The sequence below is a fragment of the Pseudarthrobacter sp. TRD_SC_9 genome, from assembly GCF_055361265.1.
This window is the reverse complement of record NZ_CM143956.1, coordinates 213,556-226,851: the sequence shown is the minus strand read 5'-3', so window position 1 is coordinate 226,851 and position 13,296 is coordinate 213,556. Positions and strand designations below refer to the sequence as shown.

The 13,296-nt window shown below is 63.1% G+C and carries 12 protein-coding genes; 6 read left to right on the top strand and 6 right to left on the bottom strand.

The genetic code is table 11. The features are described 5' to 3' along the window. Positions 1-6: 6 nt before the first annotated feature. On the bottom strand, positions 7-543 hold the full coding sequence (locus ACWA13_RS01030) for a nucleoside deaminase (RefSeq protein WP_463936163.1): 537 nt from the start codon (positions 541-543) through the stop codon (positions 7-9). Between the two features lie 417 nt (positions 544-960). Here ACWA13_RS01030 and ACWA13_RS01025 point away from each other — a divergent pair, with 417 nt between their 5' ends. Then, complete coding sequence (locus ACWA13_RS01025) at positions 961-1,167, top strand: hypothetical protein (protein WP_463936162.1); 207 nt, start codon at positions 961-963, stop codon at positions 1,165-1,167. A 122-nt stretch (positions 1,168-1,289) separates the two neighbouring features. Here the strand turns inward: ACWA13_RS01025 and ACWA13_RS01020 are convergent, their stop codons facing one another. Next, positions 1,290-2,201: a DMT family transporter gene (locus tag ACWA13_RS01020; protein WP_463936161.1), complete on the bottom strand. Its 912-nt coding sequence runs from the start codon at positions 2,199-2,201 to the stop codon at positions 1,290-1,292. Positions 2,202-2,468: 267 nt separating this feature from the next. On the opposite strand from ACWA13_RS01020, the gene ACWA13_RS01015 reads away from it, so the two are divergent. The 3 genes from ACWA13_RS01015 (at position 2,469) to ACWA13_RS01005 (ending at position 6,605) form a co-directional block, all read left to right on the top strand. Continuing rightward, positions 2,469-3,830 (top strand): 8-oxoguanine deaminase, encoded by a 1,362-nt coding sequence (locus ACWA13_RS01015; RefSeq protein ID WP_463936159.1) that lies wholly within the window; start codon positions 2,469-2,471, stop codon positions 3,828-3,830. A gap of 428 nt (positions 3,831-4,258) precedes the next feature. Further along, positions 4,259-5,758, top strand: a complete 1,500-nt coding sequence (locus ACWA13_RS01010) for a nucleobase:cation symporter-2 family protein (protein ID WP_463936157.1) — start codon at positions 4,259-4,261, stop codon at positions 5,756-5,758. 214 nt (positions 5,759-5,972) lie between these two features. After that, a complete protein-coding gene (locus tag ACWA13_RS01005; RefSeq protein WP_463936156.1) occupies positions 5,973-6,605 on the top strand; it encodes a phosphatase PAP2 family protein in 633 nt (210 codons plus the stop codon). On the opposite strand, the gene ACWA13_RS01000 is transcribed toward ACWA13_RS01005, so the two are convergent. Next, on the bottom strand, positions 6,586-6,774 hold the full coding sequence (locus tag ACWA13_RS01000; protein ID WP_463936155.1) for a hypothetical protein: 189 nt from the start codon (positions 6,772-6,774) through the stop codon (positions 6,586-6,588). The genes ACWA13_RS01005 and ACWA13_RS01000 overlap by 20 nt on opposite strands. Before the next feature lie 360 nt (positions 6,775-7,134). Between ACWA13_RS01000 and pucL the strand changes: the two genes are divergently transcribed. Then, positions 7,135-8,043: a factor-independent urate hydroxylase gene (pucL, locus tag ACWA13_RS00995; protein WP_463936153.1), complete on the top strand. Its 909-nt coding sequence runs from the start codon at positions 7,135-7,137 to the stop codon at positions 8,041-8,043. Between the two features lie 159 nt (positions 8,044-8,202). After that, entirely contained in the window at positions 8,203-9,705 is a 1,503-nt protein-coding gene (locus tag ACWA13_RS00990; RefSeq protein ID WP_463936151.1) for a nucleobase:cation symporter-2 family protein, read from the top strand. 103 nt (positions 9,706-9,808) lie between these two features. On the opposite strand, the gene ACWA13_RS00985 is transcribed toward ACWA13_RS00990, so the two are convergent. From ACWA13_RS00985 to ACWA13_RS00975, 3 genes are all read right to left on the bottom strand, one after another. After that, positions 9,809-11,191, bottom strand: coding sequence for a CoA transferase (locus ACWA13_RS00985; RefSeq protein ID WP_463936149.1), 1,383 nt, complete (start codon positions 11,189-11,191; stop codon positions 9,809-9,811). A gap of 39 nt (positions 11,192-11,230) precedes the next feature. Beyond that, positions 11,231-12,715: an MFS transporter gene (locus ACWA13_RS00980; RefSeq protein ID WP_463936147.1), complete on the bottom strand. Its 1,485-nt coding sequence runs from the start codon at positions 12,713-12,715 to the stop codon at positions 11,231-11,233. A 74-nt stretch (positions 12,716-12,789) separates the two neighbouring features. After that, positions 12,790-13,263, bottom strand: coding sequence for a MarR family winged helix-turn-helix transcriptional regulator (locus ACWA13_RS00975; protein WP_463936145.1), 474 nt, complete (start codon positions 13,261-13,263; stop codon positions 12,790-12,792). Between the last annotated feature and the right edge of the window lie 33 nt (positions 13,264-13,296).

Sequence of the window (13,296 nt, the reverse complement as noted above, 5' to 3'; positions counted from 1 at the left end):
CCTTCCCTAGTAATCGATCCTGGAGTCGAGCGTGTTCCAGGTGTTGAAGGGTTCCAGGATTTCCGGCGCGTCCTGCGCCGTAAGGTGCAACCGGCCCACCGGCATGAGGGTGTCGCGGTTGCTGTTCTCGAAGTACTCGTAGAACACGGCGTCGTCGAAACCGACCGACGCGGCGTCATGCCGGTCGGCGGCAAAGACCACGCGCTCCACCCGCGCCCAGAGGGCCGAGGACAGGCACATGGGGCACGGTTCACAGCTGGTGTAGAGCGTCGCTCCACTGAGGTCGAAAGTGCCCAGTTCCCTGCATGCTGTGCGGATGGCGGTAACTTCGGCATGCGCGGTGGGGTCATTGCTGGCAGTGACCCGGTTGACGCCGTCGAACGCTGTGCCGTCTGCGGTGACGACGACGGCGCCGAACGGTCCGCCGCTGTTGTGGACGTTGGCGGTGGCGAGTTGGATTGCCCTTGCGAGATACTGCTGGGCCCCTTGGGTTTCCGGCAGTGCTGGTTGCTGGGACGGAATGTGTTGATCCGTGGCGGTCATGATGCGACTCCCTTGAAGTGCGGAAGCTCAGCAAATCCGGACAGGGGCTCACGGAGGAGAACAAGCGGTACGGCATTTACCAGGCTTCAGCATGTGCATTTGAAGGTTCAGTTGCGCCTGGTAGATAGCTTCCCGAAAGATCCGGGCGCCCGCCTTGGCAATCTCGACATTAGCACTTCGATGTGATCTGCGCCATAGTTTTTGGAAGTTTAATTTCGTGATGTGAAATTCTTGTTTCCACTGGTTCACGGCGCGCCAGGGTGCGGTCCCCAATGGGCCCCGCTCATTCCGCTGTGATGAGATTCACTCGCAACAAACCGCATCCAGCTTGAAGCCGCATCATTGCTCTGGGCACCATGGATTCAGGCGGTTCCGCATAGGCGCGGGGCCCTATTTTCATGAATGGAAGCAAAAACGATGACGTTTGAAACTGAAGCCGTGACCCTCAAAATCTGGGACCGGTCAACCATGAACCACACCATTGACTCCCTGGTGAGCGAGCTCTCCGCCCGCCACAACACGGGCAAAGGCAACATCGCAGTCACCTGCAGCGGCCCGAACACTTACACCTTCAGCCTCAACGGCACCCCGAAGTCCGCCTCGCTGGAGGCGGTTAACAGCTGACCCTGGGTACCAGGCCAGCGCCCAAACCGGATTTGCGTGGCATCGCCTGTTGATCCTCGTGTGCCCGTTCAAGGATGGTCCTGAGGGACTGGGACAGGCCACGCCTTGCGTCGCGACCCTGATCAAGATCCTTTCGCAGGTTGTTGCGAAGGAGGGGCCGCGGGGCGGGCGAATGCTCCGAACCAGACGCCGGCCACAACCAGGACGGCACCGAGGGCTGCCGGAACTGTTACTGGTTCGTCGATGAGCAACGCTGCCAGAACCATGGTGCCTACCGGGAACAGGACGAACATGTACGAGCTCGCGGAGGAGGTCCAGGTCCGCACAACCAGGAGCACCAGGACAAACAGAGTGAACGACCCGAGAATCACCAGGTACAGCAACGCGGCTGCCACATCGGGCCGGGCAGGCACTGCCCAAACTTCGTTAACCGAGGCGGACAGTGTGAGCAGCATTCCGGCGCCGATGGTCATGGCCACCGCGTTGGTCATCACGGGGTGGTTGCCGGACAGCTGCTTGCCCACAATGATGGATTGACCAATGGCCAAGGTTGCGCCAATCATGGCGATGACCGCTTCCGGTGGGACGCTGATTCCCCGTGACCCAATGACCATCCACGCGATACCGCCCAGGGCGAGTACGGAGCCTGCCAACGCCCGCACTGAAAATTGCTCGAGTCCCTGGGCCACTGCCAAAAGCAGCGTCGCCAGCGGGACGCCGGCCATGACTACAGCCGCGGAGCCGGCGGTGGCAATCGTCAGGGCCCAGTACATCAGGGCATAGGGAATTGCGAAGGCGAGGGCACCGTAAGCAGCCGTAAGGGCCAGCAACCGGCCACCCGGCCATCGGAGGCGCAGGACAAGGGCCAGAATGATAAACAGCACCGCAGCCAGGCCAAAGCGCAGGGCGGCGCCCCAGAACGGCGCAAGTTCCTGGTTGCTGATCCGGACCGCGACAAAGTTGGCCGACCCAAGGAGGACCGCAGCGATGAAGGCAACCAATGCCAGCGGCGGGACCCTTCGTAAGGTTGCCATCAGTGAACCTGCCGCTTCCTCGTTAGGACAGCGCCCCGGCAGCCCCCGGGAGCGCCGTTATCCGCAAGATCAGGTTCTTTCAGGGTAGCTTTCCGGGACCTCGTTCGCTTAAGGTAACTGACGGTTCACCTGGCTGCTCGCTTTGACCGGTGGGCTCCAACGCCTCTAGGGTGGTCCCCAAGCCGCTGACAATGCACCGGCACCTGGATCAGCAGACAGGTTCACTGAGCTGGCAAGTACACCGCCAACCTCAGAGCAAGGAACCCGATGAACCAGAATTCCGCCTCCCGTCTTTGGATCAGGAACCCGCAGGCCGTCTTCACTGCCAACCAGCTGGACGCTTCCGGCGGCCTGGTGGTCCACGATGGAATAATCGCCGAAGTCCTGGCCGCCGGGCAACAGCCTTCGGCTCCTTGCGACATGATGTTCGACGCCGGTAACCACGTCCTGCTCCCGGGGCTGATCAACACCCATCACCACTTTTACCAAACCCTCACGCGGGCGTGGGGCCCGGTCGCCAACGCCGCGCTGTTCCCTTGGCTGCAGAACCTCTACCCGGTGTGGGCCAGGCTCACGCCCCGGGACCTCGAGCTGGCGAGCACAGTGGCCCTGGCCGAACTTCTCCTCTCCGGCTGCACCACCGCCGCGGACCACCACTATCTGTTCCCGGATGGCCTCGAGAACGCCATCGATGTGGAAGTTGAGGTAGTCCGTCGGCTGGGCATGCGCGCCACCCTGACCCGGGGTTCGATGACCTTGGGAGCGGACGACGGCGGCCTCCCGCCGCAGTCAACAGTGCAGGCTCCGGAAGTGGTTCTCGAGGACAGTGAACGTCTGGTGGGCCAGTACCACGAACGGGGACCGGGGGCGATGATCCAAATCGCTTTGGCGCCGTGTTCGCCATTCTCCGTGACGAAGGAAATCATGGTCGAGAGCGCCCTCCTGGCCGAGCGGCTGGATGTGCGCCTCCACACCCACCTCGCCGAAACCCTGGACGAGGAGGAGTTCTGCCGGAGGATGTTCGGCCTTCGCACAGTGGATTATCTGGACAGTGTGGGCTGGCTGACCGACCGGACCTGGCTGGGCCACGGCATCCACTTCACGGATTCAGAGATCCGCCGGCTGGGAGCGGCGGGCACCGGCGTCGCGCATTGCCCCACCTCCAACATGCGGCTGGCCTCGGGTACGGCGCGCGTCCTGGAACTGGAGGACGCGGGCGTGCCGGTTGGGCTCGGAGTGGACGGATCGGCGTCGAACGATGCCTCCAACATGATCCTGGAGGCAAGGCAGGCACTGTACTTGCAGCGCTTGCGTTACGGCGCAGAGGTCCCGGTGGAACGCGCCCTGGGTTGGGCCACGCGGGGATCGGCTGCGGTTCTTGGGCGTCCGGATTTGGGACAGCTCGCACCGGGGATACAGGCGGACCTGGCGCTGTTCCGGCTCGATGGCCTGCGCTTCTCCGGCAGTCACGATCCTCTCGCCGCGCTTCTGCTTTGCGGCGCCGACCGGGCAGACCGTGTGATGGTGGCAGGTCACTGGCGGGTGCTGGATGGCCAGATCCCGGGACTGGACATTCCCGAACTCATCGCCAGGCACTCCGCCTCGGCGCACCGGCTAGTGAACGGCTAGGCGTGCGGAGCATGGGCGCGGTCTTGCCGGCAGATGCCAATCCGGATCAATTGATACGCGGCCACCGGTCACAATCGGGTTTTTCAGATAGTGATGCACTTCAGCGCCACCGTGGGCTAGGTTAGTGGCTAATTCGTGGCGTACGTCACGGCACCTGGATCAGCAGACAGGTTCACTGAGCTGGCATCAATGGATGCTGGCTCTTTTTTGTTGGGTCGGCGCCACCGGAAACGCGATTGAAATGCGTTCTTAATTTCGGTGATGGAACCTAGGTTCCACTGACCGGAAGTTGAGAACAGACCATGAGCAAACTTCTGCCAAACCGAAACCACCCACCACCTCATCACAGCCACACCCAGTAGCAAACACTGTTAGCCAGACCCCGTTGGCCGGACAATGACGTCTGCCCTGAACCAAGAAAGTCTGCCATGAACATCATGAAGAAATCGGCCGCGGCCGCCGCCGGCAAGAACCAGCAGTCGACCCGGCCGGAGGATCAACGGCTCCCCCTCGGAAGCACCTTCGCCTATGGGTTCCAGCACGTCCTCACCATGTACGGCGGGATCATCGCTCCACCCCTGATCGTCGGCGCCGCGGCCGGCATGTCCTCGCAGGACATTGGCCTGCTGATTGCCGCCTGCCTTTTCGTCGGCGGCCTGGCAACGATCCTGCAGACCATCGGCATTCCGTTCTTTGGTTCCAAACTGCCCCTGGTACAGGGAGTTTCCTTCGCCGGCGTCTCCACCATGGTGGCCATCGTGCATGGCGGCGGCGGCATCCAGGCCGTCTTTGGATCAGTCATCGCTGCGTCGTTGATCGGGCTGTTGATCACGCCGCTCTTCTCCAAGATCATCCGATTCTTTCCACCGGTAGTCACCGGGGTGGTCATCACCACTATCGGCCTGACCCTGATGCCCGTAGCGGCCAACTGGGCCATGGGTGGCAACAGCACGGCTCCCAATTACGGCAGCACGGCGAACATCGGGCTGGCGGCCGCCACCATGGTGATTGTCCTGCTGCTGAGCAAGGTGGGCAGCGCTGCGATCTCGCGCTTGTCGATTCTCCTGGCCATGGTCCTGGGCACCCTCATCGCCTTCGCTTTCGGCATGGCTGATTTCTCCAAAGTCGGCCAGGGCGACATCGTCGCATTCCCTACCCCGTTCGCCTTCGGCGCCCCGGTGTTCGAGATCGCGTCGATTATTTCCATGCTCATCGTCATCCTGGTAACCCTCACCGAAACTTCCGCGGACATCATTGCCGTGGGCGAGATCGTGGACACCAAAGTGGATTCCAAACGCATTGGCGATGGGCTTCGGGCAGACATGCTCTCCAGCGCCATCTCCCCGCTGTTCAACTCCTTCACCCAGAGCGCCTTCGCCCAGAACGTGGGCCTGGTGGCCATCACGGGCGTCAAGAGCCGCTTTGTGGTCAGCGCCGGCGGCCTGATCCTGGTGATCCTGGGCCTGTTGCCCGTTCTTGGCCGGGTGGTCGCGGCGGTACCGACTCCCGTCCTGGGAGGTGCCGGCGTCGTGCTCTTTGGGACGGTTGCGGCCAGCGGTATCCGTACGCTCTCCAAGGTGGAGTACAAGAACAACATGAACCTGATCATCGTGGCGGCGTCCATCGGCTTTGGCATGATCCCCATCGCCGCTCCGAGCTTCTACGACCAGTTCCCGTCCTGGTTCGGCACCATCTTCCACTCCGGCATCAGCTCAGCGGCCGTGATGGCCATCCTGCTGAACCTGCTGTTCAACCACCTGAAGGCCGGCAACTCAGAGAACCAGTCGGTCTTCGTGGCCGGCACCGAGCGGGTACTCCGGGAAGAAGACCTCAAATGCCTTGCCGACGGCGACCGCTACGAAAACGGCAAGCTGATCGACCGCGACGGCAACGAAGTCCCGGTCGCATCCACCAAACCGGAGCACTGACTGCCCACCGGGAATGACCACGAACTGAACCGGAACTAAAAGGTCCGACGGCGGCACTTCGGTAAGTGCCGCCGTCGGACCCTTTCCTGACAATCGCCCAAGGCGGTCAGCGCCAGGATAGTGGGCTGAATGCCACCCAGGGATGAGGCCCCCGGCCGTCCGCTTAGCACTCCAGATGGATGCCCATCCTGCCGAGGCCGCGTAGCTTCGGAGAATGATGAATTTGATTTCCCGCGAACAGCGCCTGCCCCTGGCGTTGATGGCGTTCCTCATCGCTGTGATCCTTACGGTCCCGGTCCCGGGAAGCCTCAGCGTCTCGCTCACCCGGAGCCTTTCGTCGGCCGCAGGAATAGCCGGTATTGGACTTGTTTCCGAGGGAGTTCTTATCCTGCTGGCCGGTGGAACCCTCGCCGCATTAGTCCATTGCTGGCGGACTCATACCGCGCGGCGTGCGGCGATCATCGCTTGCTCAGCGGGGATTTTTCTGGCGTTCGTTCTCTCCGAACTCCTGAAGCTTCTTTTCGCACAACCCCGCCCCTGCCAGCTATGGAACCTCGCGGGCGACTGTCCTGCCCTGGGTGACTGGTCACTTCCTTCAAATCACGCGGTTCTGGCTTTCGGGGCGGCGCTGGTGATTTCCGTCGCAACCCGTCGCGCTCTGGTTACCTGGCTCGCGCTCGGCGCCGCTTCCCTCGTTGCCATCGGAAGAATCCTGCAGGGCGCCCACTACGTACACGATGTAGCTTTAGGCGCAGCGCTCGGATTGGCCGTACCTGCGCTTATGGCCATGCTGGCCCTCCGCATTTTTCCTCTACGACCCCGCCCGTCTAGGCCTGCGGGCGGCTGAAGCCTGGAAGGCCGTGGATCCAGCGCGAGAAGCGCCCGGGAACGTGGACGCGGTCTGCCGGCAGGTGAAAATCAGGATCAGTGCCGCCTCCCAGCGGCAGGTAGAACTCCTGTGCTGCCGCGGTGGCCGACTGGGCCGGTACAACGGTTGCCTTATCGTGCTGGTCCATCATGTCCTCCTTAGTGGCTTCGCTCCCTCGCATTGTTGATTCCGCAATGCGAGAAATAAGTTTTGTAATATGAAATAAGACTAGAACGCTCGGCCGCGGCAGTCAATGGATGCCCGTCCACCGGTCACAATCGGATTTTCCAAATTGTGATGCACTTCACTGTCATCTTGGGCTACGCTAGTTGCTAATTCGTGGCGCACGTCACGTAACCTGGGAGCAGCAGGCAGGGTTGTAATGAGCTGGCATCAATGGATGCCGGCTCTTTTTTGTTGGGTCGGCGCCACCGAAACGCGCTTGAAACGCGCGCTTAATTTCAGTGATGGAGCCTAGGTTCCACTTACCGGAAGTTGGGAACAGACCATGAGCAGCAAGATCATCCTCGGCGACAACCAGTACGGAAAGGCCGAGGTCCGGGTCGTCAAGATCACCCGCGACACCGACCGCCACGAAATCGAAGACCTCAACGTCACCTCGCAGCTGCGGGGAGACTTCGCGGCCGCGCACCTCGAAGGCAACAATGCCCACGTGGTGGCAACCGACACCCAGAAGAACACCGTGTATGCCTTCGCCCGTGAAGGTGTGGGCTCACCCGAAGCGTTCCTGCTCCGACTCGGCGAGCACTTCACGTCCAGCTTCGACTGGGTCACCGGCGGCCGCTGGGAAGCAGAGTCCTACAGCTGGGACCGTATCCAGGCCCAGGGCGCCGGGCACGACCACTCCTTCGTGCGCAACGGCCAGGAAGTCCGCACCGCGGTCCTGGTCCGCGACGGCGCCACCACGCACCTCATCTCCGGGCTCAAGGACCTGACCGTCCTCAAATCCACCCAATCGGGCTTTGTGGGCTACCCCAAGGACAAGTACACAACGCTGCCGGAAACAACCGACCGCATTCTGGCCACCGACGTTTCCGCGCGCTGGCGCTTCAAGACCGGAACAGATTTCAGCACCCTGGACTTCAACAAGAACTACGACGACGTCAAGGGACTCCTGCTCGAAGGCTTCACGGAGAACTACTCCCACGCCCTCCAGCAGACCCTGTTCGACATGGGCACCAAAGTGCTTGAGGCGCACGCCGAGATTGACGAAATCAAGTTCTCCATGCCGAACAAGCACCACTTCCTGGTGGACCTCACGCCGTTCGGCCTGGACAACCCCAATGAGGTCTTCTTCGCGGCGGACCGCCCCTACGGGCTCATCGAAGCAACAGTCCTGCGCGACGACGCCGCCCCCGCCAGCGCCGCCTGGAACGGCATCGCCGGCTTCTGCTAAATCCAACGGTTTCGACAGGCTCAACCACCAGGACGGTGATTGAGCCTGTCGAACTCACCCGGACGGGGATTGAGCCCGTCGAAATCACACCAGCCACACCTGTTAGCCAGACAACGTTAGCCAGACGAAGGCGTCTGCCATGAACCAAGAAAGTCTGCCATGAACATCAAGAAGAAATCGGCTACGGCCGCTGCCGGCAAAGGCCATCAGTCAACCCGCCCGGAAGACGAGCGGTTGCCGCTCGCAAGCACCTTTGCCTACGGATTCCAGCACGTCCTCACCATGTACGGCGGAATCATCGCCGTACCCCTGATCGTTGGCCAGGCAGCCGGTCTTTCCAGCGCTGACATCGGAATCCTGATCGCGGCGGCCCTGTTCATGGGCGGTCTCGCCACTCTCCTCCAGACTATTGGGATCCCGTTTTTCGGTTCCCAGCTGCCACTGGTGCAGGGCGTTTCCTTTGCCAGCGTCGCCACCATGGTGGCCATTGTGAGCGGTGGTGGAGGACTGCCCGCCGTGTTCGGAGCCGTGATCGCTTCCGCGGCCATCGGCCTGCTGATTGCGCCGGTGTTCTCCAAGATTGTCCGGTTTTTCCCGCCGGTAGTTACGGGCACGGTCATCACCACCATCGGCCTGACGCTGATGCCGGTTGCAGCGAACTGGGCCATGGGCGGCAACCGCACCGCGGAGAACTACGGAAGCCTGGCCAACATCGGCCTTGCGGCAATCACCCTGGCCCTGGTGCTGCTGCTGAGCAAGGTTGGCAGCGCTACCATTTCGCGGCTGTCAATCCTGCTGGCCATGATCGTGGGCACGGTCGTCGCTGTCATCACCGGGATGGCCAACTTCTCCAAGGTAGGCGAAGGGCCGATTGTTGCGTTCCCGACTCCGTTCCACCTGGGCGCGCCAACATTCCACGTCGCCGCCATCATCTCGATGACCATCGTGGTGCTGGTAATCCTGACCGAAACCATGGCCGACATCCTGGCCGTCGGCGAGATCGTTGGAACCAAGGTTGATTCCAAGCGGATAGCCGCCGGCTTGCGCGCGGACATGGGCTCCAGCCTGGTAGCCCCGGTCTTCGGTTCGTTCACCCAGAGCGCCTTCGCCCAGAACGTGGGTCTGGTTGCCGTAACGGGTATCCGCAGCCGCTACGTTGTTGCAGCGGGCGGCGTCATCCTGGTGCTGTTGGGCCTGCTGCCGGTGATGGGCCGCATCGTTGCGGCAGTTCCCACGGCCGTCCTGGGCGGCGCGGGCATCGTCCTGTTCGGTACCGTTGCTGCCAGTGGTATCCGTACCCTGGCCAAGGTTGAGTACAAGAACAACATGAACCTGATCATCGTGGCGGCGTCCATCGGCTTCGGCATGATCCCCATCGCCGCCCCAAGCTTCTACGACAAGTTCCCCGACTGGTTCGCCACCATCTTCCATTCGGGCATCAGCTCCGCCGCGGTGATGGCCATCCTCCTGAACCTCCTGTTCAACCACCTCAAGGCCGGGAACTCGGAGAACCAGTCGGTCTTTGTGGCAGGGACCGGCCGCGCCGTGCGCGAGGAGGACCTCAAGTGGCTCGCCGATGGCGACCGCTACGAAAACGGCAAGCTGATCGACTGCGACGGCAACGAAGTCCCCGTCGAATCCACCACCAAATCGGAGCATTGACGCTCCAAGGAATGTGTACGAACTGAACAGGAACTAAAAGTACGACGGCGGCACTTCGGTAAGTGCCGCCGTCGTACCTTTTCCTGTCAATCGCCCAAGCAGCTCAGCGCCAGAATAGCGAGGCGCTGCCATAGCGCTGCGGCAGGGAGCCGTATTCGAGCTGCCGGCCGTCGACCAGCAGCGGCGGCGGGACAAAGGTGAGGCCACCATAATCGCTTCGGCAATTGCGCAGCGAAACGTCCAGGTCCCTCGGCTCCATGCCGGGCGGCGGCGCAGGAAGGCGCATCAACTCCAGGGCGGTGCGCGCCAGGGAGAGGTGCGCGGACCCGCTGATTCCTTTCGCACGGGCGGATGCGAGTGCCATGGCCGCCGCAGCCATTCCCAGGCCGGTGGCATGGTCCAGGGCCTGGACCGGCAGCGCTCCGGGCCGCCAGTCACCGCCTTCGCCGCTGCCGTAAAACTGCGAGATGCCCGTTGCCGCCTGCACAATGCTGTCGAAGCCGCGCCGTCCTGCCCACGGGCCGCGGTCTCCCCAGGCATCAAGGGAAACCACCGCGAGCCCGGGAAAGTCCGCCCGCAGCGACGCGGCATCGAGCCCGTAGCGTGCCAGCGATCCGCCCCGGTAGGCGGTGACCACCACGTCGGCTTCAGCCAGGAGAGACCGCATCCGCTTGAGGGTATCGGGTTGTTTGAGGTCAGCAACAGCGCTGCGTTTGGCGAATCCGGTGTCCACGTACTGCTCAACCAGCTCGGGCAGCTCCGGGGGATCCACTCGCAGGACATCGGCGCCCAGCGCGCCCAGGATCCGGGTGCCGGACGGGCCGGCAATCACGCGGGTCAGGTCCAGCACGCGAACACCATCCAGGACGCCCTTGCCGGTGCGTCCGTTCCCCGGCCGTTGCGGGGCCGGGCCGGTGTCAATCCGGATCCACGGCTCGTCCAGAAGCGACTGGCCGGGGGCGGATCGTGCCCACTCCTCCGGCGACCTGACCACCGCCGCCAGCCCACCCCGTGCGGTTACTGCCTCTTCCACCGCGATGGCAGGACGATCCCGCAAGGCGGCATCGACGTCGTCCGCCCTTGTCACTTCCAGGGCCTGCAGCAGCGCACGTTCATGATGCGGATAGTTGGCGTGCAGCCTGACCCAGCCGTCTGCGGTGCGCCGGAATCCAGACAGCGGCGCGAATCCCACCGGGGCTGCATCGTCAATCCGGAGGTGCACAAAGGAAGCGAAGGCGGCAGCAACGCCCCCGGACACCAGCGAGATGCGGGGGGCTGTTCCTGCCGAAGGCGCCCCTGCCGACACGACCGTGGCCAGCGCCTGGAGCGAGCCCAAGGCCAGGCCCTCAACATCGAGCGGGCCAGCCCACCACCAGCGCGGTCCGGACCATTGCGCAAGCTCAATCCCTGCCGGCAACAGCGGGGCCAGCTCCCGCCAGAGGGCAGGAACCGGCTCGTTGGGGCTGGGACCGTCGGCAGGGACCATAGTCACATTATGGCGGTTTCTCCTGCCCGGGCCAGCGGGTCAGCCCAGGTGGACCTGCGGGCGGTTATCGCCGTCGCTGAACGCCTTTTTGGAGATAGTAATAAGCAGTAGGCCCAGCGGCGCGATCAGGACAGCAGCCACTGCGGCCCACAGGAACACGGCCGCGTAGCCGGCTGTCAGTGCCTCCAGCCTGGGGCCGGCCGTTGCAGCAGTCGCTGCTGCGGCGATGGTGCTGAACAGGGCGATGCCCAGGGAACCGCCAATCTGCTGCGAAGCGTTCACCAAGGCACTGGCCACGCCGGCGTCGTCCTGTTCCACCCCGAAGAGCGCAAGATTCTGCGTAGGAACAAACACCAGCGCAAGCCCGATACCCATGAGGACCAGGGCCGGCAGCATGATGACCGCGTAGCTGCTGTCCGCCCTGACCTGGGTGAGCCACAGCATGGCTGCCGCCAGGAAGAGCGGCCCCACGGCGAGCGGAATCTTTGCTCCCAGTCTGGGCAGGTTCTTGGCCACCACTCCGGCGGTCACAATCAGCACCGCCGTCATGGGCAGGGAAGCCAGCCCGGCCATGAACGGCGCGAAGCCCAGCACGATCTGGATGAAGTAATTGATGAACAGGATGCCGCCGATCAGCACCGCACCGGACAGGAATGCTGCCAGGAAGCCGGCCGCACGGTTGCGTTCCGTCGCTACCCGCAGCGGCAGCAGGGGGTGCTTCACGCGCTTCTCGACGACGACGAACAGCACCATCAGCACCGTGCCGGCGAGGATGAACCCCCAGGCTTCCGGGGCGTCCCAGCCGTGTTCGGCGTTCGTAAAGCCGTAGACCAGAGAGCCCAGTCCTGAAGCAGCCAGTACGACGCCGGGCCAATCGTACTTGGAGGGACCGTCGGCTTTGCTCTCACGCACCTTCGCCCAGACGCCGGCCAAGGCGATGACCGCGATGGGGATGTTCACAAAGAAGCACCACCGCCAGGACACGTAGTCGGTGAGGAACCCGCCGAGCAGCACGCCGATAGCGGCGCCCACTCCGCTGATGGAACCGAAAATAGCGAAGGCGGTGCCGCGATCCTTACCGCCAGGGAAGGCCACCGTCAGGAGCGCCAGTGCCGCCGGTGCCAGCAATGCCGCAAAGAGGCCCTGCAGGGCCCGGGCGCCAATCAGCTCAGAGGTTTGTTGCGCCACGCCGCCGATCAGGGAAGCGACGGCGAAACCGGCCGAAGCAACTAGGAACGTTCGCTTGCGGCCCCAGAAATCTGCAATCCGGCCGCCGAGCAGCAGCAGGGCGCCGAAAGCCAGGGCGTAAGCCGTTACCACCCAGGACCGGGTTGAGTCGCTGATGCCCAGGTCGATTTGCAGGCGCGGCAAGGCCAAGTTCACGATTGTCCCGTCCAGCACCACCATAAATTGGGCCAGGGCCAGGAACACCAGGGCGGTCCACTTGCCTTTCCCGGCTTTGTTGGCTGTGCCGTTGATTCTTTCGGCTGGCCGGGTCTCGGCACTTGCCAGTTGTGTCTCCACGCAGGTCTCCACTTTCAATAGAATTACTTATAAAAGTATAACTATTGATGATGGGGACGCTGACGTGCTTCTGCTCACTCCGGCTCGGACAGGATGGACGCGAGCCGCTCCAATGCCGGAAGCGCCGCAGCCAACTGCTTGCGCTCCGCCGGCAGGAGCCTGGAACCGGCCGAGACTACCGCGCCTTCCCAGGCACCCTCCAGAACCGACTTGATGCGGATCGCCTCGGGAGCGGGATGCAGGGCAACAAAACGCTTGTCCGACTCGCTGCGGGTCCGCGTCACCAGCCCCCGGTCCACCAGTTCCCGCAACTGGGAACTGGTGTTGCTGAGCTGTCGGCCCAACCTTGCAGCCACCTCGGCGACGGTGATTCCCGGATGGCGTTCAATGACGCGGATGACGTCCAGGACGCTTCCGGACAGTGGAAGCACGCCGGTTTCCTCGTGCGATTTCCGCCGCACTTCGAAGGAAATGTCCATGATCGAAACGGCGAGGGCCCGGTGATCAATTGCCTTTGCCGGCTCGCGCGACGCGCCTTCACTTTCCATTCTTCAAGCATAGGCTTGACCGGCACCCGCCCC